General features: G+C 50.5%; 22 protein-coding genes. 12 read left to right on the top strand and 10 right to left on the bottom strand.

Translation table 11 applies throughout. From position 1 onward, the window contains the following. The first annotated feature begins 42 nt into the window (after nt 1-42). Together A7983_RS20430 and A7983_RS20425 are read left to right on the top strand one after the other, a co-directional pair. A complete protein-coding gene (locus A7983_RS20430; protein ID WP_005972425.1) occupies nt 43-876 on the top strand; it encodes an SDR family oxidoreductase in 834 nt (277 codons plus the stop codon). A 473-nt stretch (nt 877-1,349) separates the two neighbouring features. Then, nucleotides 1,350-2,876, top strand: coding sequence for a cellulase family glycosylhydrolase (locus A7983_RS20425; protein WP_005972423.1), 1,527 nt, complete (start codon nt 1,350-1,352; stop codon nt 2,874-2,876). Nucleotides 2,877-2,945: 69 nt separating this feature from the next. Here the strand turns inward: A7983_RS20425 and pspF are convergent, their stop codons facing one another. Next, entirely contained in the window at nt 2,946-3,932 is a 987-nt protein-coding gene (gene pspF, locus A7983_RS20420; RefSeq protein ID WP_005972420.1) for a phage shock protein operon transcriptional activator, read from the bottom strand. 225 nt (nt 3,933-4,157) lie between these two features. On the opposite strand from pspF, the gene pspA reads away from it, so the two are divergent. The 7 genes from pspA to tyrR all read left to right on the top strand — a co-directional run bounded on the left by pspA (nt 4,158) and on the right by tyrR (nt 11,512). Beyond that, complete coding sequence (gene pspA / locus A7983_RS20415; RefSeq protein ID WP_005972417.1) at nt 4,158-4,823, top strand: phage shock protein PspA; 666 nt, start codon at nt 4,158-4,160, stop codon at nt 4,821-4,823. A gap of 79 nt (nt 4,824-4,902) precedes the next feature. After that, nucleotides 4,903-5,127, top strand: coding sequence for an envelope stress response membrane protein PspB (gene pspB, locus A7983_RS20410; protein WP_005972414.1), 225 nt, complete (start codon nt 4,903-4,905; stop codon nt 5,125-5,127). Beyond that, nucleotides 5,127-5,492 (top strand): envelope stress response membrane protein PspC, encoded by a 366-nt coding sequence (gene pspC / locus A7983_RS20405; RefSeq protein WP_005972411.1) that lies wholly within the window; start codon nt 5,127-5,129, stop codon nt 5,490-5,492. Before pspB ends, pspC begins: the two co-directional genes overlap by 1 nt. A gap of 175 nt (nt 5,493-5,667) precedes the next feature. Continuing rightward, nucleotides 5,668-7,065 (top strand): YcjX family GTP-binding protein, encoded by a 1,398-nt coding sequence (locus A7983_RS20400; RefSeq protein WP_005972409.1) that lies wholly within the window; start codon nt 5,668-5,670, stop codon nt 7,063-7,065. After that, nucleotides 7,062-8,105, top strand: a complete 1,044-nt coding sequence (locus A7983_RS20395; protein WP_005972406.1) for a YcjF family protein — start codon at nt 7,062-7,064, stop codon at nt 8,103-8,105. Before A7983_RS20400 ends, A7983_RS20395 begins: the two co-directional genes overlap by 4 nt. Before the next feature lie 157 nt (nt 8,106-8,262). Next, nucleotides 8,263-9,807: a M20/M25/M40 family metallo-hydrolase gene (locus A7983_RS20390; RefSeq protein WP_005972403.1), complete on the top strand. Its 1,545-nt coding sequence runs from the start codon at nt 8,263-8,265 to the stop codon at nt 9,805-9,807. A 136-nt stretch (nt 9,808-9,943) separates the two neighbouring features. Further along, nucleotides 9,944-11,512, top strand: coding sequence for a transcriptional regulator TyrR (gene tyrR / locus A7983_RS20385; protein ID WP_005972401.1), 1,569 nt, complete (start codon nt 9,944-9,946; stop codon nt 11,510-11,512). Nucleotides 11,513-11,579: 67 nt separating this feature from the next. Here the strand turns inward: tyrR and tpx are convergent, their stop codons facing one another. Both tpx and mpaA read right to left on the bottom strand, forming a co-directional pair. Then, nucleotides 11,580-12,083, bottom strand: coding sequence for a thiol peroxidase (gene tpx, locus A7983_RS20380; RefSeq protein WP_005972398.1), 504 nt, complete (start codon nt 12,081-12,083; stop codon nt 11,580-11,582). 79 nt (nt 12,084-12,162) lie between these two features. Next, a complete protein-coding gene (gene mpaA / locus A7983_RS20375) occupies nt 12,163-12,882 on the bottom strand; it encodes a murein tripeptide amidase MpaA (protein WP_005972396.1) in 720 nt (239 codons plus the stop codon). Nucleotides 12,883-13,047: 165 nt separating this feature from the next. Here mpaA and A7983_RS20370 point away from each other — a divergent pair, with 165 nt between their 5' ends. Then, the gene (locus A7983_RS20370) at nt 13,048-14,664 is read left to right on the top strand and encodes a peptide ABC transporter substrate-binding protein (RefSeq protein WP_005972394.1); all 1,617 of its coding nucleotides are present in this window, start codon (nt 13,048-13,050) and stop codon (nt 14,662-14,664) included. A 133-nt stretch (nt 14,665-14,797) separates the two neighbouring features. Next, nucleotides 14,798-15,781, top strand: a complete 984-nt coding sequence (zntB, locus tag A7983_RS20365; protein WP_005972391.1) for a zinc transporter ZntB — start codon at nt 14,798-14,800, stop codon at nt 15,779-15,781. 30 nt (nt 15,782-15,811) lie between these two features. Here zntB and A7983_RS24685 read toward each other — a convergent pair whose 3' ends face one another. The 4 genes from A7983_RS24685 to A7983_RS20350 all read right to left on the bottom strand — a co-directional run bounded on the left by A7983_RS24685 (nt 15,812) and on the right by A7983_RS20350 (nt 18,068). After that, a complete protein-coding gene (locus tag A7983_RS24685) occupies nt 15,812-15,940 on the bottom strand; it encodes a hypothetical protein (RefSeq protein WP_005972388.1) in 129 nt (42 codons plus the stop codon). A gap of 80 nt (nt 15,941-16,020) precedes the next feature. Beyond that, nucleotides 16,021-16,308, bottom strand: a complete 288-nt coding sequence (locus tag A7983_RS20360; protein ID WP_235778002.1) for a hypothetical protein — start codon at nt 16,306-16,308, stop codon at nt 16,021-16,023. Between the two features lie 45 nt (nt 16,309-16,353). Further along, nucleotides 16,354-17,289, bottom strand: a complete 936-nt coding sequence (gene ttcA, locus A7983_RS20355) for a tRNA 2-thiocytidine(32) synthetase TtcA (RefSeq protein ID WP_005972384.1) — start codon at nt 17,287-17,289, stop codon at nt 16,354-16,356. A 506-nt stretch (nt 17,290-17,795) separates the two neighbouring features. Beyond that, the gene (locus A7983_RS20350; RefSeq protein ID WP_005972382.1) at nt 17,796-18,068 is read right to left on the bottom strand and encodes a hypothetical protein; all 273 of its coding nucleotides are present in this window, start codon (nt 18,066-18,068) and stop codon (nt 17,796-17,798) included. 563 nt (nt 18,069-18,631) lie between these two features. Here A7983_RS20350 and A7983_RS20345 point away from each other — a divergent pair. Next, nucleotides 18,632-18,922: a putative hemolysin gene (locus tag A7983_RS20345; protein ID WP_005972379.1), complete on the top strand. Its 291-nt coding sequence runs from the start codon at nt 18,632-18,634 to the stop codon at nt 18,920-18,922. Nucleotides 18,923-19,227: 305 nt separating this feature from the next. Here A7983_RS20345 and A7983_RS20340 read toward each other — a convergent pair whose 3' ends face one another. The 3 genes from A7983_RS20340 to A7983_RS24045 form a co-directional block, all read right to left on the bottom strand. Then, a complete protein-coding gene (locus A7983_RS20340; RefSeq protein WP_005972376.1) occupies nt 19,228-20,220 on the bottom strand; it encodes a 2-hydroxyacid dehydrogenase in 993 nt (330 codons plus the stop codon). Nucleotides 20,221-20,338: 118 nt separating this feature from the next. Then, nucleotides 20,339-21,892, bottom strand: a complete 1,554-nt coding sequence (locus tag A7983_RS20335) for a methyl-accepting chemotaxis protein (protein ID WP_005972373.1) — start codon at nt 21,890-21,892, stop codon at nt 20,339-20,341. A 580-nt stretch (nt 21,893-22,472) separates the two neighbouring features. Continuing rightward, a complete protein-coding gene (locus tag A7983_RS24045) occupies nt 22,473-22,616 on the bottom strand; it encodes a hypothetical protein (protein ID WP_156105182.1) in 144 nt (47 codons plus the stop codon). Nucleotides 22,617-22,674: the final 58 nt, after the last annotated feature.

The following is a 22,674-nucleotide window of genomic DNA, read 5'->3' as shown; positions in this document are numbered from 1 at the left end:
AATCTGTGATTGCGGATTAATGATTTTTTGTGGAGAACAGCAATGAATGTAAAAACGTGGTTTATTACCGGTACGTCCACCGGATTAGGGAGGACGATGACTGAGCGCCTGCTTGCACGAGGTGACCGGGTATTTGCCACTTTGCGCACCCCTGGAGCCCTGAATGAATTGTTGACGGAATATGGCGAACAACTGCACATCTTGTTGTTGGACGTAACAGACACTGCGGCAATACGTAGAGCCGTGCAAACAGCATTTGATCGTGCTGGCCATATTGATGTGCTGGTGAGTAATGCTGGGTATGGCCTGTTCGGCGCAGCGGAAGAGGTTAGTGATACGCAGATAGACAGGCAGATTTCCACCAATCTCACTGGCTCCATCCAGTTTATTCGTGCTGCGGTACCGTATCTGCGTCGACAGGGAGGCGGGCGTATTGTTCAGGTATCGTCAGAAGGCGGTCAAATTGCCTGGCCAAATTTCAGTCTGTACCACGCCACCAAATGGGGTATTGAAGGTTTCATTGAATCTGTTGCGCAGGAAGTGGCTCCTTTCGGGATTGATTTTCTGATAGCGGAGCCTGGGCCGACTGATACAAATTTCGCCAGCGGGGTGGATATTGCCCAGCAGATAGACTGTTACGATAATACACCAGCAGGTGACGTACGCAGGGGGCTGGCAGATGGCAGTATTGCCATCTTGGGTGATGCGGCCAAAACGGCAGAAGCCATTATTGCTGCTGCGGATGCAGATACTCCACCTTTCCGTCTGGCGCTTGGCAGCAAGGCATATCACTCGATTCGCAGTGCGCTGAATACTCGACTCCAGATTTTGGAGGAAACCAGGTCGATAGCGCTGAGTGTAGATAAGGAGTTGTGAAATAAGAAGAAACAATGCTAGTTATGGCTTTTTGACGGTGGATATGCCCGAGGTTTAGCCTTAACGAGCGATATCTTCCGTTTCCCAAGAAAGAATCCTGATTAGCGTTAAATAAACGGTTAGGAACCCCATAATCAGTATGGTAATGAGAAAAATTCTCAACAAAGTGCTTTACAGATGATACTGATAACTATTATCATTACTTTGCACTTCGACGGTGGCTTCTCGCAGGCACTGAAGGAGAGCACGACATTGCTCACATTGCTTCCAGTATTATTTTAGCCAGCCTACGTGCTGGCTTTTTTTTGCCTGAAAAATGGCTTCTTCAGATGCTTGTCTTGCTTACTATTTCTCTGTAAATAATTAATAAAATCAAACTGATTGGGATATTTCTTAAATTATTTGCGGGAGCGAAAATCTCCCTTATCATGCCTATACCCAGCTTATGGGTGTTCACAATGGAGATAAGGAATATGTGGCTCAGAAGGAAGCAAATCGTCAGGAAATTGACGTTAGGTGTGGTAACAACGGTGTTGGGCATGTCGCTCAGTTTCTCCGCACTATCCGCCACCCCGGTGGAAACGCATGGCCAGTTGTCCATCGAAAATGGACGATTGGTCGATGAACAGGGAAAAAGAGTACAACTGAGGGGGATCAGTTCGCACGGTTTGCAGTGGTTTGGTGACTACGTAAACAAAGATTCGATGAAATGGCTGCGTGATGACTGGGGGATTAACGTGTTCCGCGTCGCCATGTACACGGCGGAGGATGGTTATATCGCTAACCCGTCCATCGCCAATAAGGTAAAAGAGGCTGTCGCCGCGGCGCAAAACCTTGGCGTCTACATCATTATCGACTGGCACATTTTGTCGGATAACGACCCCAATACTTATAAAGCACAGGCAAAAACCTTCTTTGCCGAAATGGCTGGGTTATATGGCAGCTCGCCGAACGTGATTTATGAAATCGCCAATGAACCCAACGGCGGCGTGACGTGGAACGGACAAATTCGGCCTTATGCGCTGGAAGTCACTGACACCATCCGTAGCAAAGATCCCGATAACCTCATTATCGTTGGCACCGGCACCTGGAGTCAGGATATTCATGATGCGGCGGACAATCAACTGCCCGATCCGAATACCCTGTACGCGCTGCATTTCTATGCCGGTACGCACGGGCAATTCCTGCGCGATCGCATTGACTATGCACAAAGCCGTGGCGCTGCCATTTTCGTCAGCGAGTGGGGAACCAGCGATGCGTCCGGCAATGGTGGGCCGTTCCTGCCAGAATCGCAGACCTGGATCGATTTCCTGAATAACCGAGGCGTAAGCTGGGTGAACTGGTCGCTTAACGATAAGTCAGAAGCGTCTGCGGCGCTGTCACCGGGGGCGAGTAAATCAGGTGGCTGGACGGAGCAAAATCTGTCAACGTCAGGAAAATTTGTCAGAGAGCAGGTTCGTGCGGGGGCAGATCTGAGCGGTGGCGATACGCCGACGACACCAACGACGCCAACAGAGCCGACTAACCCAGGTAACGGAACCACGGGTGACATCGTGCTGCAATATCGCAATGTGGATAACAATCCTTCCGATGATGCGATTCGTATGGCCGTCAACATCAAAAACACCGGAAGTACGGCGATCAAACTGAGCGATCTGCAAATCCGCTACTACTTCCATGATGATGGTAAGCCTGGCGCTAACCTCTTTGTTGACTGGGCGAACGTCGGCCCTAACAACATTGTGACCAGCACAGGGACGCCAGCCGCCAGCACCGATAAGGCCAACCGTTACGTTCTGGTGACCTTTGCCAGCGGCGCGGGATCGCTTCAACCGGGCGCGGAAACGGGTGAAGTGCAGGTGCGTATCCATGCCGGTGACTGGAGCAACGTGAATGAGACGAATGACTATTCATACGGCTCTAACGTCACGAGTTACACCAACTGGGATAAGATCACTGTGCATGATAAAGGTACGCTGGTCTGGGGCGTAGAGCCGTAATATCGCGTTATTGACTCATTAACCGACTGATCGTGCGGGCGTTGATGCGCCCGCTTTCTTCCCCACGTCTCATTCATTCACCGCAATATCGTGTTTCTTCAGCAATCCGCGCAACTGGTGATAGGTTAATCCCAGCAGCTCAGCGGCCTTGCGCTGGTTAAACTTTGCTTGATTTAACGCCCGAACAATCAAGCCTTTCTCTTGTTCCAGCAGCCATGGCTTCATGTCCAACGGTAAATCCGGCTGACCCGTTGCTGTCAGTGGTTTTTCCTGAACGGCGGTAGTTCGGTGGAAGGGGTTCAGAATGATGGTATCGAGAGGCTGTTCGCTATCGCCGTGACGATACACTGAGCGTTCAACTACATTTTTCAGTTCACGAATATTGCCCGGCCAGTCGTAATTCAGCAGCGTTTCGCGTGCGGTAGTTGTAAAACCAGGAAACAACGGCAGGTGCAATTCGCGGCACATCTGAATCGCAAAATTATCTGCTAATAACATAATGTCTTGCTGACGTTCGCGCAGCGGCGGAAGTTGCACAACGTCGAAGGCCAGACGATCGAGCAGGTCGGCGCGGAACTTACCGCTGGCAGCCAGCGCAGGCAGATCGTCATTGGTGGCGCACACCAGACGCACATCAACCTGTAGCTGATCTCTGCCGCCGACGCGTTCCAGCATGCCGTATTCGATCACACGCAGTAGTTTTTCCTGCACCAGCATCGGTGCGGTGGCGAGTTCATCTAAAAACAGCGTTCCACCGTCGGCACGCTCGAAGCGTCCCAAATGGCGCTTCTGTGCCCCGGTAAAGGCACCCGCTTCATGACCAAATAACTCGGAATCGAGCAGATTTTCGTTGAGCGCCGCGCAGTTCAGGGAAACGAACGGCCCTTGCCAACGCGGTGAAAGATAATGCAGGCGGCTGGCGATCAGCTCCTTACCTGTACCGCGCTCGCCGATTACCAGCACCGGTTTATTTAACTGTGCTAACTGCGACACCTGTTCCAGTACCTCTAAAAAGCTGTTGGCTTCGCCCAGCAGATTCTCTTTTTCCTGAAGCATGATGTTCCACCGTGTTATTTTTACTAACTGTTAGTGTATTTGACTAATTTAACGAAAAGGAAAAAATAGTCAAAATTATCTATTCTTTTATTTTCAGTTAGTTAAATAGAATTAAAAGTTGGCATGCTTATTGATATATCTAGAGAGAGATCGCGACTGGCTCGGCCGGTCACGATGATAAATCAGGCGTAATCAGACGCTGGAAATCATGAAGAGGATGTAATTATGGGTATTTTTTCTCGTTTTGCCGACATCGTGAACGCCAACATCAATTCATTGCTGGATAAAGCGGAAGATCCGCAGAAATTGGTGCGGCTGATGATTCAGGAAATGGAAGATACGCTGGTTGAAGTGCGTTCAACCTCGGCGCGGGCGCTGGCAGAAAAGAAACAGATTGCCCGCCGTATTGAACAAGCACATGGTCAGCAAGATCAGTGGCAGGAAAAAGCAGAGTTGGCGCTGCGTAAAGATAAAGACGATCTGGCGCGTGCAGCGCTGATTGAGAAGCAGAAACTGACTGACCTGATCGCCGTGCTGCAACATGAAGCTGAAAGCGTGGATGAAACGCTGGATCGCATGAAGCGTGAAATCGGTGAGTTAGAAAATAAACTAAGCGAAACTCGCGCTCGCCAGCAGGCGCTGACGTTGCGCCATCAGGCTGCGGCATCGTCGCGTGATGTACGCCGCCAACTGGATAGCGGTAAGCTGGATGAAGCCATGGCGCGTTTTGATCAGTTTGAACGCCGTATTGACACGATGGAAGCGGAAGCGGAAAGCCACGGGCTGGGGAAACAAAAATCGCTGGATCAGCAGTTTGCCGAACTGAAAGCTGACGATGAAATCAGCGCGCAACTGGCGGCGCTTAAAGCTAAAGTTAAGCCAGCAGAGTAATCAAAGCGTAAACGCCATCGGATGGCTGTCGTTAGAAAACGGCAGCCACCAGCGTGTGAATAATAACTAAGGAGACACAATGAGTGCGTTGTTTCTTGCCATTCCGCTGACCATTTTCATGTTGTTTGTGGCGCCGATATGGCTTTGGCTACATTACAGCCAGCGTAAAGACAGTGCTCAACTGGGACAACACGATATGCAACGTCTGGTGCGTTTAACGGAGGAGTCTAGCCGTATGCGTGAGCGTATCAGGGCGCTGGAAGACATTCTGGATGCAGAACACCCGGACTGGAGAAAATCGTAATGAAAAATACATGGTCAGGTAAAACGTTATACCGCATACCGGAAGAAGGGATGCTGAAAGGAGTTTGTGCTGGTTTAGCACGTTATTTTGACGTGCCGGTGAAACTTTTACGGGTAATCGTAGTGCTGTCGATGTTTTTCGGCCTGTTCTTTTTCACCATTGTGGCCTACATCATCCTGACGTTTATGCTCGATCCGGCCCCGGCAGGGACGGGGTTTGAGGATGAAAAGCCAGCCCGGACACCCAATCAACTGCTGAATGAGGCTGACGCGACATTGCAGGCCAGCGAACAGCGCCTGCGTAGCATTGAACGCTATGTCACCTCGGACACATTTGGCGTTCAGAACCGCTTTCGTCATCTGTAATTCGTCATCGGTTATGACATTCATTTGTTAAAACCGCCGCTGACGTTATCTACCATGCGATGCCGATCGCAAGTGGATAACGTCGCGCTGCTTTTTTCTCCGCGATCAATGCGGTAGCCTGAATGCACTTTTGCAACGACACACTTTTTCAACAACAGGAGTGATGGTTCATTCAATGAGTCGACTACAAAACGAGATTAACTCACTGGTCAATCGTAGTGTGGATCGCCATCTGCGGATTGCTGTCACCGGGCTGAGCCGCAGCGGCAAAACCGCGTTTATCACCGCGTTCGTTAATCAATTATTGAACACCCACAGTGGGGCGCATCTGCCGATGTTTTCCCCCGTGCGCGAAGAGCGTTTGCTCGGTGTGAAGCGCGTGCCACAGCGCGATTTGGGCGTGCCGCGCTTTGCCTATGATGAAGGCATGGCGTCGCTGTATGGCTCGCCACCGGACTGGCCGACGCCGACGCGCGGCGTGAGTGAGATCCGACTGGCGCTGCGCTATCGTTCCAAAGATTCGCTGCTGCGCCACTTTAAAGACACCTCAACGCTGTATCTCGAAATTGTCGATTACCCCGGCGAATGGCTGCTGGATTTACCGCTGCTGGAACAAACCTATCTGAGCTGGTCGCAGCAGATGAGCGGTTTGTTGCATGGGGGACGCATTGAATGGGCGAAGCCCTGGCTGACCCTGTGCGAGAAAATCGACCCGCTAGCGCCAGCGGATGAAAATCAGTTAGCCGAGGTGGCGCAGGCCTACACCGACTATTTGCACCGCTGCAAACAGGAAGGACTGCACTTCATTCAACCGGGTCGGTTTGTGCTGCCGGGCGATCTGGCGGGAGCACCGGTGCTGCAATTCTTCCCCTGGCCGCAGGTGAATAACATCGGTGAAGCTAAACTGGCGCAGGCGGATGAGAAAACTAACATTGGCATGCTGCGTAAGCGCTTTGACTATTACTGTCAGTCGGTCGTCAAAGGATTCTATAAAGATCACTTCGTGCGCTTCGACCGACAAATTGTTCTGGTCGACTGCCTGCAACCGCTCAATAGCGGCATTCATGCGTTTAACGACATGCGACTGGCACTGACCCAACTGATGCAAAGTTTTCACTACGGTAAGCGCACGCTGTTCCGGCGTTTGTTTGCGCCCTGCATCGATAAGCTGATGTTTGCGGCGAGTAAAGCGGATCACATTACTGCCGATCAGCATGCCAACCTGGTGTCTTTGCTTCAGCAATTGGTGCAAGAAGCCTGGCAGAATGCCGCGTTTGAAGGCATAGATATGCGTTGCGAGGGTATTGCGTCGATCCAATCAACGCAGAGCGGGGTCGTAGAACATCAGGGACAGAAAATTCCGGCACTGAAAGGGCATCGGCTCAGCGACGGCCAGCCGTTAACGGTTTACCCCGGTGAAGTGCCCGCACGTCTACCGAGCGCCGCATTTTGGCAAACACAGGGCTTCCACTTCGATCAATTTCGCCCGCGCGAGATGACGGTAGACACGCCGTTGCCGCATATCCGGTTGGATACGGTCATGGACTTTCTGCTAAAGGATAAATTGCGATGAACGAGCCATTAAAACCACGCGTCACGTTCGACGATGTTTCACCACAAGAGCCGCAGCCACAACTGCGAGCCGGGTTAGCATTTGATGAACAGAGCGGCACGCCATTTTCCCCTATCAGCCGTGAAGAAGAAGTGCCGGAAGAAGGTGCGGCGGAAGACGTTATTAGTGCGGCGTTGCGCCCTAAACGCAGCCTGTGGCGGCGTATGGTGATGGCAGGCGTCGCCTTGTTCGGCATTAGCGCGCTGGCGCAGGGTGTGCAGTCGCTGCATAACGCTTGGGTGCAACAGGATTGGATCGCGCTAGGCGGTATTACGGCAGGTAGCCTGATTGTGGCGGCGGGCGTCGGTTCGTTGGCCGTCGAGTGGCGACGGCTCTATCGCTTACGGGAACGCGCGGAAGAGCGCGATGTGGCGCGCGATCTGTTGCACAGCCACGGTGTGGGACGTGGACGCGAATTCTGTGAAAAACTGGCACGGCAGGCTGGGTTGGATAGCGGCCATCCGGCGATACAGCGTTGGCAGGCTTCACTCCACGAAACCCACAACGACCGTGAAGTGCTGGAACTGTATGCGCGTCTGGTTCAACCGGTATTGGACACACAGGCACGGCGTGAAATCAGCCGTTCGGCTGCGGAATCCACCTTGATGATCGCTGTCAGCCCGCTGGCACTGGTGGATATGGCTTTTATCGCCTGGCGCAACCTGCGGCTTATTAATCGCATTGCTGCGCTGTACGGCATCGAACTTGGCTATTTCAGCCGTATTCGCCTGTTCCGTCTGGTGTTGATTAATATTGCGTTTGCTGGTGCATCGGAGTTGGTGCGGGAAATTGGTATGGACTGGATGTCGCAGGATCTCGCGGCACGGCTATCGACCCGCGCCGCGCAGGGCATTGGTGCAGGGTTGCTGACTGCGCGTCTGGGCATCAAAGCGATGGAGTTATGTCGCCCGCTGCCGTGGCTGGATGACAAGCCGCGCCTGGGAGATTTCCGCCGCGAGCTGATTGGTCAGGTAAAAGAAACGCTGCAAAAAGGGCGTTAGGGGTGAAGACCCTGGTACTCGGTGTGTGCCATCATCATTTGTCATAGTTCCACTGGGAATGTAAGGAAAAAACGGATAGGGATGATAGGCAGTACCGTTGTTACAGAATCGTGTGTAGGATAAAAAATTCCTTATTTCTGTATAACAGGACGCTTTTATGATTCCCGGTAAAAAATTGACGCTGGCGGCACTGTCGCTGTCGGCAGCCATTCTCTGTTTACCTGCCAGCGCACAGTTGATACTGACGCCTGCCGATGCGGAACGTTACGCGCAAAACAGCTTCCCTGAGTATCTCGAATTACTGACGTTGCCCAATGATGCCGCCGTGCCTGCGGATATCCAGCGTAATGCCGATTGGCTGGAAAAGGCGTTTCAGAAGCGCGGCTTTACCACTCAGCAACTGATGAATGGCGATAAACCGCTGGTTTATGCCGAACTGGGCACGCCAAAATCCGATCGTAAAACCATCCTGTTCTACATGCACTTTGACGGGCAACCCGTGAATCCAACTGAGTGGCAAACGCCACCGTGGCAGCCTGTGCTAAAAGAAAAAGATGCCGCAGGACAATGGCAGACGCTGCCTGAGTCGCGTCTGCTGAAAGGGGATATCAACCCAGAATGGCGTCTTTTCGCTCGGGCATCGGCTGATGATAAAGGGCCGATCGTGATGTTTCTCGCGGCCATGGACGCGATGAAAGATAAGGGTATGGAATCCGCCGTCAACATCAAAGTGTTGCTGGATTCCGAAGAAGAAAAAGGTTCACCCGGTCTGACGACGGTCATGGCCGAACATCTGTCGCTGCTGAAAAGCGATGGGATGGTGATTTATGATGGCGCGATGCCATCCAGCAATCGCCCTGGCATCAACTTTGGTAATCGTGGGTCAATCCAAATTGACATGACGGTATTCGGTGCGAACGCGGCGGCACACAGCGGTGGTTATGGCAATGTTATTCCAAACCCGGTGCAAAATCTGGCTACGCTGTTGGCCAGTATGAAAGATGCGGACGGCAAGGTCACGATCCCCGGTTATTATGACCGTGTTACGCTTAGCGATAGCGACAAAAAACAGGTAGCCGAGACGGCACCTCCTGCTGGCTCACTGGAAAAACGCTTTGGCCTCGCGCAGTTGGATAAGGTTGCAGGCAATGCGGCAGAGGCGGTGCAGTATCCCTCGCTGGATATTCTCGGCATTAAAGCCGGTGACACAGGAAAGAAAGCCTCTAACGCTATTCCATCAACCGCGACCGCCAGTGTGAATATCCGCACCGTACCGGAGACGCCGCCGGATGATATGTATGAGTTATTACGTCAGTATATTGCCAGCAAAGGCTTTCATATCATTGCCGGTGAGTCTCCTACATCGGCTGAACGCGAGCAGTACCCGCATCTGATTTCACTTCACCTGACGGCCTACCCTAGCAGCGCTTATGCGGCCAGAACAGCAATCGATTCCCCGTTGGGCCACTGGGCTGTCACGACGACCACCGCGCCGCGCGGCATTGCACCGGAAAAGAACCGTATGATGGGCGGTACGCTGCCGATGAGTGGCGCAGTCAGCGTATTGAAAGTGCCTTACGTCATTGTTCCTCTGGTCAATGCCGATAATAATCAGCATAGTTTTGATGAGAACTTACGTCTCGGTAACTATCTGGAAGGTATCCGAACCATTGTCGCGATGGCAACCACGCCGCTGTCTTAGCCTCGTTTCGTTATTAGCGTGGAAAAAACGTACAGATGTGTCAACTTTTGCTGCCACCTTACTTCATCCGGTGCAAACGAAAGGGTATTATCAGTCGCAATAGCCATGTCGTGTCTCTTGAAGAAGGTAGCCGTTGATGCATCTGGAAGTGATTTGTGAAGACCGCATTGGTATGGTCCGTGAATTGTTAGATCTGCTTGCGTCGCGCAATATTGATTTGCGCGGCATCGAAATTGCCTCTATTGGTCGTATTTACCTCAATTTTGCGACCCTCGACTTTGATGATTTCCGCCTTCTGATGACGGAGATCCGTCGCCTGGACAGCGTTAGCGATGTGCGCACCGTGGCGTTTATGCCGTCTGAACGCGAGCATCGCGCGTTGAATGCGCTGCTAGAATCCATGCCTGAGCCGGTGTTTTCGCTGGATATGAAAGGGAAACCCGAGCTGTTTAACCCAGCCGCTCTGGCGCTGTTTGAGCAATCAGCAGAGACCATCAATGAGCTGACGATTGCCACGATGATCCCCGGTTTCAATTTTGCCAGTTGGCTAGAGAAGAGCAGTTCCGTCGTGGCGGAACGCGTGGTGATTCGTGGTCAGGATTTCCTACTGGAAATGACGCCAGTCCGTCTGGAAGATGATGCCGGTAAAACCGCGACGGCGGGGGCTCTGGTGATGTTGAAATCGGCCGTGCGCATGGGGCGACAGTTGCAGAACCTCGCGGTGAACGATGAAAATGAATTTGATCACATCGTAGCCATTAGCCCCAAAATGCGTCAGGTGGTGGAACAGGCGCGCAAATTAGCGATGCTGGACGCACCACTGTTGATCGTCGGTGACACCGGGACGGGCAAAGATATGTTGGCGCGTGCCTGCCACCTGCGCGGGCCGCGCGGCAAAAACCCTTTTCTGGCGTTGAACTGTGCAGCATTGCCCGATGACGTGATGGAAAGCGAGCTGTTCGGCCATGCTCCCGGCGCGTATCTCAATGCGCAGGAGGGCAAGAAAGGGTTCTTCGAACAGGCTAACGGCGGTTCGGTTCTACTGGATGAAGTCGGTGAGATGTCGGCACAGATGCAGACTAAGCTGCTGCGTTTCCTGAATGACGGAACATTCCGCCGCGTGGGTGAAGATCACGAAGTCCATGTAGACGTGCGGGTGATTTGCGCGACAAAGAAAAATTTGCTGGAGCTAGTGCAGCGCGGCGAATTCCGTGAAGACCTTTATTACCGCCTGAATGTGCTCACGTTGATGTTACCGCCGCTGCGCGAGCGTCCGGCGGACATCATGCCGCTGGCTGAACTCTTCGTAGCGCGTTTTGCCGACGAACAGGGCATTCTTCGCCCCAAATTAGCGGCAGATGTCGAACATTTCCTGCCACAGTACGGCTGGCCGGGCAACGTTCGACAGTTGAGAAATACTATTTATCGGGCGCTGACACGGTTGGAAGGTAACGAACTGCATATGCAGGATATCGATCTTCCTGCGTTTTCGATTGATGTGCCGCAAGATGAAACCCTGCTTGATGGCTCGCTGGACGACATCAACAAGCGCTTCGAACGTTCCGTGCTGACCCGCCTTTATCAATCCTACCCAAGCACACGTAAATTGGCAAAACGGCTAGGGGTATCGCACACGGCGATAGCGAATAAACTACGGGAATATGGGCTCAGCCAACGCAAACCAGCGGGGGATGACGAGGAGTAAGTAACAAAACGGCTGCTTGCGCAGCCGTTTCTTCACGATTATCAGTATGAATAACTGACAGTGTGACTTATTTCAGAACAGCCAGCGCAGCGTCATAGTCTGGTTCAGTGGTGATTTCGTTCACCAATTCACTATGCAGCACGTTGTCGTTTTCATCCAGCACTACGACAGCGCGAGCAGTCAGGCCTTTCAACGCGCCATCAGCAATAGCGACGCCATAGCTTTCTTTGAATTCACCGCCACGCAGGGTAGACAGTACAACTACGTTGTTCAGACCTTCCGCGCCGCAAAAGCGAGACTGCGCGAATGGCAGATCGGAAGAGATACACAGCACAACGGTGTTATCCAGCTCAGAACCCAACTGGTTGAATTTACGCACGGACGCGGCACAAACACCGGTATCGATGCTTGGGAAAATGTTCAGGATTTTGCGTTTGCCAGCATAGTTGCTGAGTGAAGCATCTGACAGGTCTTTAGCGACCAGAGTAAATGCTGGCGCTTTGCTTCCTTTCGCTGGGAATGACCCTGCTACTGGCACCGGATTGCCTTGAAAATGTACGTTCTGTGACATGTTTGCGTCCTTAGTTACAGGTGATTAACACGCTGCTCAGTTTAGGGCAACATTAGCAACATTGGTATAAAAATTACGATTAAAATTGCTGGCTTAGCAACGCGACCATCGCGTTAAGGTAGCGTTCGCTGGCCGCATCTGCCGATATGGGCGGAAGTTCAGCGGTAATACAGTGGAGCGAACGATCGGCACACCAGCTTCCGAAAGAACCCGGTGTGTCGTAACCGATACTCGATACTAACGGCAGCTCACATTGCTGCGCTAACCATTGGCCCAGTTCGGAACGGTGTGGATCTTCAATACAGGCGAGTGGTTCATGCAAAGAAACAACCCAACGAGGGTTCAGTTTCTCAATCAGTGCGCAAAGGGCTTTCGTTTCCGGTTCTGAGCCTGCGGTTTCGCCCGTAGAGAGTTCAACATCGCGTTCCTCTGCAGCGCTATTCCAGCGATATACCGTCTTTCCCGGTTGCCAGTTATGGGCTGGGAAATTGCGATTGAGATCGACGCCGTTAGCATTGGCTCGCAGACCCAACTGACAGCCATCAGGGTTCACCGCAAGAACAACGTGATGGCGTCTCTGGCCTGAAAAGAGGGTGCGAAGCGCGCAGGAAAGTGCGACGACTGCGGCAGTTTCATCACCATGCGTGCCAGCAATAATCAGCCCGCTCTCTGAAGGCGCTAGTTCGGCTGGGAAGTAGAGTAATGGCGCACCCAGCAGCGATTTTCCGTAAGGTTCGCCCAGCGAAGGCAAGTTACCTCTGCGCTGGCGAGCGTGAAGAGAAAGGATCGTGTTTTCCATGATATCGCCCTGTGGTTACCTATGCGTCTCATCATAAAAAAATCGGCTTGGAGACGCAAATGACGATGTGGAATGACAAATTGCAGGCGTATTGCTGGATGATAGCGACAATTTCTGACTATTATATTCTTCAATCAATTCATTATGCTTTCAGGTCAAATCATTATGCACTATGGGTATTCTGCATTCTATGCCGCGTTGATGGCGGCCATGGCGGGCAATGCTGTCGCGGCGCAGGTTCCGGCGGGAACGGTTCTGGCCGAGAAACAAGAGATTGTTCGCCACATTAAAGATGAACCAGCTTCTCTCGATCCGATAAAAGCGGTGGGGTTGATGGAGGCTCAGGTGGCGCGCGATCTGTTTGAAGGGCTAGTCAATCAGGACGCCAAAGGGAACATTGTCCCAGGCGTGGCACAGCGCTGGCAGACGACCGATAACCGCACGTTTATCTTTACCCTGCGTGATAATGCTCGCTGGTCTAACGGCGATCCCGTCACGGCAAAGGATTTTGTCTATAGCTGGCGTCGTTTGGTCACGCCTGAAAACAGCTCATCGTTCGCCTGGTTTGCCCGACTCGCAGGGATTCAGAACGCTGAGCAGGTTCTCGCCGGCAACATGCCTGCTGAGCAGCTTGGGGTGACCGCGGTTAATGACCACACGCTGAAAGTGCAACTTAGCAAGCCAGTGCCTTATTTTGTTAGCCTGACGGCGAATTTTAGCTTGTTCCCGGTACATCAAGCCACGGTAGAAAAATTCGGAAACGACTGGACGAAACCGGGGAATCTGGTCGGAAATGGCGCGTTTAAGCTGGATCACCGTGTTGTTAACGAGAAGCTGGTGCTCACGCAGAATCCATATTATTGGGATAACGCCAACACGCGCCTGACAAAAGTGACGTTTGTGCCGATCAATCAGGAATCGAGCGCGACAAAACGCTATCTGTCTGGTGATATCGATATCACTGAGTCATTTCCTAAAAATCTGTATCAGAAGCTGCTGAAAGATTTACCCGGTCAGGTTTATACGCCGGATCAGCTTGGCACCTATTACTACGCGTTTAACACGCAACGTCCGCCCACTAATGATGCTCGGGTGCGAAAAGCGCTGTCTTATGCCATCGATCGTAAAGTGATTGCGGAAAAAGTGTTGGGCACGGGAGAAAAGCCAGCCTGGCATTTCACGCCGGATGTGACCGCCGGTTTCAAACCTACGGAAAGCCTGTTGCAGCAATATTCTCAGGATGAGTTGAATGCACAGGCCAAAGCGCTGATGACGGCTGCGGGCTATGGCCCAAACAACCCGCTGAAATTGTCGCTGCTGTACAACACCTCGGAAAGCCACCAGAAGATCGCGATTGCCGTGGCCTCCATGTGGAAGAAAACGCTGGGAGTTGATGTCCGTTTATCCAACCAGGAGTGGCAAACCTACATCGACAGCCGTAATAGCGGTAATTTTGACGTCGTGCGTGCGTCCTGGATTGGTGACTATAACGAGCCTTCGACATTCCTCTCGCTGATGGCATCACACCATAGCGGTAATATCGCACGCTTTAAAAATACGAATTACGATCGCGTGCTGGATGAGGCAGGCAACCAGACTAACCCGCAGGCACTGAATGCGGATTACAACCGGGCAGAGCAGATATTGATGGATGAAGCACCGATTGCGCCGATCTATCAATATACCAACGGACGCCTGATCAAGCCGTGGGTGAAGGGCTACCCCATTACTAACCCTGAAGACGTGGCATATAGCCATATGCTTTACATCGAAAAGCATTAGGTCCTGTACTGACACATCGAGTGATGTGTCAATAAGGCTGGCGTGGTCATGATGGTCATGATGGTCATGCCGGTTAGCAAATCGCAGAGCTGATAGCAAAAGAGCTGAGAACCAACACTGTTGGAGGCAAGACGTGGAATCCTTTGCAGGAAAAGAGTTGCAACACAGCGGTGCGGTTCATGCGTATCAGTTGGATGGAAAGGGTGGGATTACCCCGATAGGTGAACAGGATGTCGTCAACAGTGAGAAGCCCTGTTGGCTGCACCTAGACTCTACATTGCCCGCCAGCGCCCGCTGGCTGAATAAAACGACACTGGTGCCGGATAGCGTGCGCAATGCATTGGCGGGGGAAAGTGTCCGACCCAGAGTCATGCGTTTGGGTGAAGGCACGCTGATCACATTGCGCAGCATTAATTTGAATGCCAATGCGCGGCCGGATCAACTAGTGGCCGTCCGCGTGTTTATTACCGACAAGCTGATTATCTCTACCCGACGCCGTAAGATACTGGCGATTGAAGAGATTCTTACCGACCTGAAGGAAGGCAATGGCCCGACAGATAGCGGAAGCTGGCTGGTCTCTATTGCGGAAGCATTGACCGATCATACCAGCGAGTTCATTGATGATTTGCATGAGAAAATCATCGATCTGGAAGACGATTTGCTGGAACAAAAGATTCCACCGCGCGGTGAACTGGCGCTAATTCGCAAACAGCTTATCGTGCTGCGCCGCTATATGACGCCGCAGCGTGATGTATTCTCCCGTATTTCTGGCGAGAAACTGCCTTGGATGCAGGATGATGACCGCCGCAGAATGCAAGAAATTGCCGATCGATTAGGGCGCGGACTAGAAGATTTGGATGCCAGTATTGCCCGTACCACGGTGCTATCGGATGAAATCACCGCCTTGATGACCGAGGCGATGAACCGCCGTACCTATACGATGTCGCTTTTGGCGATGGTTTTTCTGCCGACGACGTTTTTAACCGGATTATTTGGCGTCAATCTAGGGGGTATTCCCGGCGGCGATGCACCGTTTGGTTTTTTCACTTTCTGCCTGATGTTGGTGATATTAGTTGGCGGCGTTGCATGGTGGTTAAAGCGCAGTAAATGGCTATAACGACTCAGGGTGAGTGAGGGGCGTAGATCGTCACAAACTGGCGCGAAGAGCTAAAAAACCACGCGTAAATTGAGCAATATCAACATTTTTTATCTTGTTGTGCGGCACTATCATTCCCGCAGGTGAATGCAACGTCAAGCGATGGGCGTTGCGCTCCATATTGTCTTACTTCCTTTTTTGAATTACTGCATAGCACAATTGATTCACACCATGCCGACAATTTTGTCGGCTTTTTTTTGCTATTTTGGTGTCTCGTTTGTCTCTCTGGCTTCAGAACGCAAGGCGACTAATGTTGTTTCCAGCTTTTTTTTGTTATAAAGCAAAGACACGCCATATCCGAAGCAAACCACAGCCAAAAGCAGTTGGGCATATGGATAGGTACTATCGCCATAAGGATTAGAATAAAACTCCAAAAAAGCGGATATAGCAGTGGTAAGGCCACCGAGAAATACCCATTTTTTAGCTCTTATTTTCCCCTGTAATTCCTTTTCTAACCGTTCAATGGTTGTATTTTTTTGTTCCATCATTACACCTTAGATTAAGCATAAAACAGGGCATCGAATGCCCTGTGCCTACTTTATTTCCAACACGTCAAGGCGGGTAAGCGATGGCGCGTCGTCATCTTCTTCCGGTTGCCAGCCAGCAGGCTGTAACGGCAGTTCTTCACGGTCAAAAGCCAAGTCGCCACCATCCACCACTTCGCTACCGTGACGAATATTTTTGAAATCAAACAGCGTATGATCGGCAAGATGTGAAGGAACAACGTTCTGCATGGCGCTGAACATGGTCTCAATACGGCCTGGATGGCGTTTGTCCCAATCGCGCAGCATATCTTTAATCACCTGACGTTGCAGGTTTGGCTGCGATCCGCATAGATTGCAGGGAATAATCGGATATTGGCGCGCTTCGGCAAAGCGTTCGATATCTTTTTCACGGCAGTAGGCAAGCGGGCGGATGACGATATGTTTACCATCGTCACTCATTAGCTTCGGTGGCATGCCTTTCAACTTTCCACCGTAGAACATATTCAGAAACAGCGTTTGTAAAATATCGTCGCGGTGGTGGCCAAGAGCGATTTTTGTCGCACCAAGCTCCGTCGCGGTACGATACAAAATCCCACGGCGCAGGCGCGAACACAGCGAGCATGTGGTTTTGCCTTCCGGGATCTTATCTTTCACAATCCCGTAAGTATTTTCTTCGACGATCTTGTACTCCACGCCGATGCTATCAAGGTATTGCGGCAGCACATGCTCCGGGAACCCTGGCTGTTTCTGATCCAGATTTACCGCGACGAGGGAAAAGCTAATGGGGGCGCTCTGCTGCAGATTACGCAGGATCTCCAGCATGGTGAAGCTATCTTTCCCGCCGGACAGGCACACCATGATGCGGTCGCCTTCTTCAATCATATTGAAATCAGCGATCGCTTCGCCGACGTTACGGCGGAGACGCTTTTGCAATTTGTTGAGGTTGTATTGTTGCTTCTGGTTAATTTGTTGATTTTCTTGCATTTTTATCTGTGCTCGTTGCAAAAAGCGTTACGGATGGGAAACGGCTCAAAGCAGACTTAACATGGTCTGCATGATCATGGCGTGTATGGTACGGATTACGGCGACGAATGCCAGATCGTTTTACCGTGGTAACAGGAAAACAGTTCGTCTGTTCTGCTTTGTTCCCGAAGAATGACGCCATTTTTTGCAAAAACGTAATTTATCACTATCTTAATAGGAATGTTCCATCAATAGAGGAATATATCGTGAGTCAAAATACATCAAAAGGAACGTCGTCAAGCCATCCTCAACAGGGAGGAAACTGGCCTAGCACAACCGGAAATCCGTCGGGCGGTAATAGGGGTAATGCACCTTCATCGCCAGGAGGAAACTCAGGGAAAACAGGAGGAGGGTCTGGAAAATCAGGAAAATAGAAGTAATTCTATAAAGCAAAACTTCGTTATAAAACAACACTACGACTGGCGAGTTAAATAAGCTAGCCGTAGTGTTATTATTTATTGAGCCATTTATTGCGGCAAAACTTCTTCAATTTTAGTGATGTGTGCATCACCGCTTAATGGTTTATAAATATGGATTTTGACAATTTTTAACGGTGCATCAGGAGAGGTTACCGTGCCTTTGGTTAGAAAGGAGTAGTTCGTTCCGGACACTATCTGCGTTGCAACAAACAAAGGGGAGTAAGCCACGCCCAGCAGATGTACGGTAGCTTTAAAAAGTGCCTTATCTGCATCATTCAAATCACGGAAAGCAGTCCATCCACCAAGAAGTTGATCTGACATTATTTCACCTCATTTAATTTAATTAAATTGATAATATAATTTCTGTGGTGCTCTATGCTTTCGGAGAGAGCAGCAAAATAATACTAGGTTACTTGTTTTATCTTAGCAAGATGACTCGCGATTTTGTTTATACAAATAAAAACAAAGGAACACAAAAAAACAAATAAGCGATAGTGGTGTGATTCACCATAATAGTGAAAGGTGCAATCCTATCAATTGATATTTTTTTATAATTAATGATTAATGATTAATGTTGAAATTAATAACTCCCTATTGTTTTTTTTCAATAGAAAATAGACGAGATGTTTTTTACATTGAAAGAACGGTATATGGCCGCGTACCGATTGAAAAAATGTGGAATTTGGCACATCGTTTCGGTTTACGTGTGCTGGTCTTGTCGTCCCATCCGATACAGCGTTTAGGGGAGGCCTCTCTTTTACCTTACGATGTCGGTTGCTGAAGCGTGGTGGGGTAGATATAGTCTTTGTCTGAAAAACCATTCTCTAGGTTCTGGCACAGAATATAGTGCCGGAAGCGATGCCCACCCGATCCGAGGCTAAAACATGAAATCATTACCATGGCTATGTACTGCAGCAGTGTTGTTGCTAGCGGGATGTAGCAATCATAGTGAAAATACGGCGGCTACCCAACAAAAAGCCACGCAAAATAATGATGAAAATGTAGCCGTGCTACTGAAAAGCAGTTCCCCTGTTGATGTTAACTGTACGCTGATTGGTGGGACGATGGGTGTCTCCAGGCAGCTTGATGGTGCGAGCGTAGGAGCCTGTCAGTTAGCTAATGGCAAGCGCTGTAGTGAACAATCGCTGATGAATGGCAGTTGTCCAGCCGGGTGAGTGTTGCAGCAGTCTGCACTGCCGCAATATACCGTCATACTTCAAGTTGCATGTGCGTTGGCTGCGCGACTCGGCCCACTCGCGTGGACCTCGCCCGTTGGGGCCGCTGCAAGCAGCGTTCAAATCTGCCTCAGGCAGATTTGTCAGTCACCCGAATCACTTACCTGAGTAAGCTCATCGGGATGCAATGAGAGACATCCTGTCTCTCACCAAAGGCCAACTGTTGGCTGGTCAAACTCGTTCCCGACGAGTTTGTCCTTCTCTTGCTGCCGTCCTGAAACTCGAATTATTTAGTGTATACAAGGTCAAGATGTAACCAGATTGGCGCAGGGCGTATTCTGGCTGATGTCTTTCAGATTCTGCAACGTGGTTTGGGAAATACTGATCAGCGCCTCTTCGGTCAGGAAAGCCTGATGTCCGGTAAATAGCACGTTGTGGCACGCCGATAGGCGGCGGAAAATATCGTCCTGGATTACGTCGTTGGATTTATCGGCGAAGAAGAGGTCGCGCTCGTTTTCATAAACGTCCATTCCCAACGCGCCAATTTTTTGCTGCTTCAACGCATCGATAGCGGCCTGTGAATCGATCAGTCCACCACGGCTGGTGTTGACAATCATGACGCCGTTTTTCATTTGTGCAAAGGCCGCCTGATTCAGCAGATGATGGTTTTCCGGCGTCAGCGGGCAGTGCAGGGAGATGACGTCCGCGCTGGCATACAGCGTCTTCAGATCGACATACTCTGCTCCTAACGCCAGTGCCTGCGGGTTTGGGTAGGGATCGAAGGCCAGCAGGCGCATGCCAAAGCCTTTCAGGATACGCATGGTGGCTACGCCAATTTTTCCGGTGCCGATAATGCCCGCCGTCCGATTATGCATGTTGAACCCAATCAGCCCTTCCAGAGAGAAGTTCGCGTCACGGGTGCGTTGATAGGCACGGTGAATTCGGCGGTTAAGCGTCAGCATCAGGCCCACAGCGTGTTCGGCTACCGCTTCAGGAGAATACGCAGGAACGCGTACCACGCTAATACCCAACTCCTTAGCAGCTTCCAGATCGACATTGTTAAAACCTGCGCAGCGTAGCGCCAGTGTTTTAATGCCCAACTCCGCCAGTTCGGTCAACACGTCGCGGCTACCGTCATCGTTTACAAAGATGCAGACGGCCTGACAGCCCGCGGCTGTTTTCGCGGTGCGCGATGTCAGCATGAAATCAAAAAACTCCAGCTCATAGCCAAACTGTTGATTGACCTGTTCCAGATATTTACGGTCATACTGCTTAGTACTGTAAATTGCCAATTTCATTGATCGTTTCTCCGAAAAATCCTCAGATTAAGCTATCAGAAAATCGGGCGGCGACAAACCGTTACCTTACTGACAGTAACGGTTTGAAAATAAGAGGGGTAACGGCGTAAGAACGGGGTTAGCGAGGAATGCTGAAGACCGATACGGCTTCAGACATGGTAGCGATCTGTTGTTCCAGGCTGCTGATGGCTGAACTGGAATGGGTAGCCAAAATGGTGTTCTGGCGGGTCAATTCATCAATGTTATTCACCGCTGAGTTAATTTGCCCCAGCCCTTGTGATTGCTCTTGTGTTGCCAGGCTGATTTGATTCACGAGTTGCGAGACCTGCTGCACCTGCGTCAGTATGTTCTGCATTGATTGACTGGTGTTATTGACCAATTTATCGCTGGTGTGAATGTTGGTAATGGTGGTATCGATAATCTCTGCGATGTCCTTGGCGGCGGCGGCACTCCGCTGCGCCAGAATACGAACTTCCCCCGCAACCACGGCGAAACTCTTGCCTTGTTCTCCCGCATGCGCAGCTTCTACTGCTGCATTGAGCGCCAGAATATTCGTCTGGAACGCCAGATTATCCAGCACGCTGATGATGTCGGTGATCTCTTTGCTGGAACGGGTCATGGTTGCCATGGTATCCGTTACCTGACTGACCGCTTTCTCACCCGCATCGACGGCCTGATTGGCATCGTTGGCACAGCGTGTCGCTAGCTGTGTAGCCGAAGCATTGCTTTTAATCGTCGCCGTCAACTGTTCCACTGAGGAGGCGGTGGATTGCAAACTTTGTGAGGTATCTTCGCAACGCTGGCTTAGCGTGTAATTCCCCGAGGCAATCTCGCCACAGGCGTGACGTAGTTCGGCCAGTTTACCGTTGACGTCATCGACAAACGTGCGGAAATTCATACCGGATTGATTGACGGCGCGTAATAGCATGCCGACTTCGTCCACCCGATTAAGTTGAAATGAATTATCTGCCTGCCCGGATGCGGAATTAATGGCTTGCCGTAGAATTTTTTCCAAGGGTTTTGCCACGTGTTGAACTAATAATTCGCTGGTTATTGTCGCGCCAGCGAGTAGCACCAAAACAAAAACGAGTAGCGGTGTGGTGAGAGGAGAGGTAGCAAATAAGAAAAGAAGTGTGAATAGCATGAAAAGGAAAACGTAGCTTCGTATCCGCCAACGCACGGGGATGACGTTAAATAAACTAAGAAGTTTTAACGGCCCTTTATAAATCAATAATCCCTGATAGAGCCGACGATTTTTTAATTTATCCTCGTTCATTTGGCGGTAAAGCGCCTCGGCCTGCCGAACCTCCTCTGGTAAAACGCGCGTTCGTACCGACATATATCCGGTTATTTTCCCTTCCTTCATCAGCGGTGTCGTACTGGCTTTCACCCAATAGTAATCACCACTTTTACGGCGGTTTTTGACGACTGCCGTCCAGATTTTTCCTGCCTTCAGCGTTGCCCACATGTCGGTAAACGCCTGTGGGGGCATATCCGGGTGGCGCACGATATTGTGAGGCTGATGGAGAATTTCCTCAAAGTCGTAACCACTGGCATCAATAAAATCGTCATTTGCATAAGTGATGTGGCTATCGGTGGTCGTCACCGACATTAGCTTGGCTTTTTCATCTAATAAATACTGAATATCGCTGACAGGAAAATTCTTACGCATTTATTGATCCTTTTAGTATAAGCAAGCATAACCCCGTTATATTTCAAGCTGCATGAACGTTGGCCGCGCGACTCGGTCTACTGGTGTGTGCCTCGCCCTAAAGGGCCAACGCTTTGCGTGGTTCAAAACGTTAACGTGTTGTCCTGAAACTAGAATTATTTAGGGTATAAACGTGATGTTTTTAGATCCATTGGTTAACAGTAAAGCGTTTAATGAACTTGAATTAACTCATGCTGTTCACTTAAACCCGAGTATCTCAATGCTTAAGCGGTCGGCATTACTTCAATTAACGGCAATATTCACGAAATAATTAGCGAGAACACTTATATATTATTACTAATTTCTACTGTTATTTTTTCTTCGGTAAACTAGTTATCGGGCTAGACCCACAGCAACGTTCGTGCCGATGACCAAAAGCATTCATTTGTTAAGTATATTATGACTCTGCGAATTTGCACTGTGGGCAACGCAGGTTAAATCATGGAAAAATGATGGGGATAGGACGATGGACGCTCAGAGGTGAGCGTCCGTGAAAATGAGATTATCGGGAAAGGTTGAAGACAGAGGCTGCCTGTACCATTCATGCATCCATGCTATAGCCGCTGACATCAATAAAGTCTTTGTTTGCGTAGGTCATATGGTTTTCTGACGTGGTGACTGACATCAGTCTGGTTTTTTCAGACAAGGGGAGTTGATGGTCGGTTACAAGGGTGTTATTACGCACAAAGCAGCCCTTGATATGCTGTGTTCGAATGCTGATATGATCGGCAGATACATACCGA

This window comes from Pectobacterium wasabiae CFBP 3304 (assembly GCF_001742185.1).
GTDB classification, from domain to species: domain Bacteria; phylum Pseudomonadota; class Gammaproteobacteria; order Enterobacterales; family Enterobacteriaceae; genus Pectobacterium; species Pectobacterium wasabiae.
The sequence above is the reverse complement of the archived record's forward strand: the minus strand, read 5'-3'. Positions and strand labels throughout refer to the sequence as shown.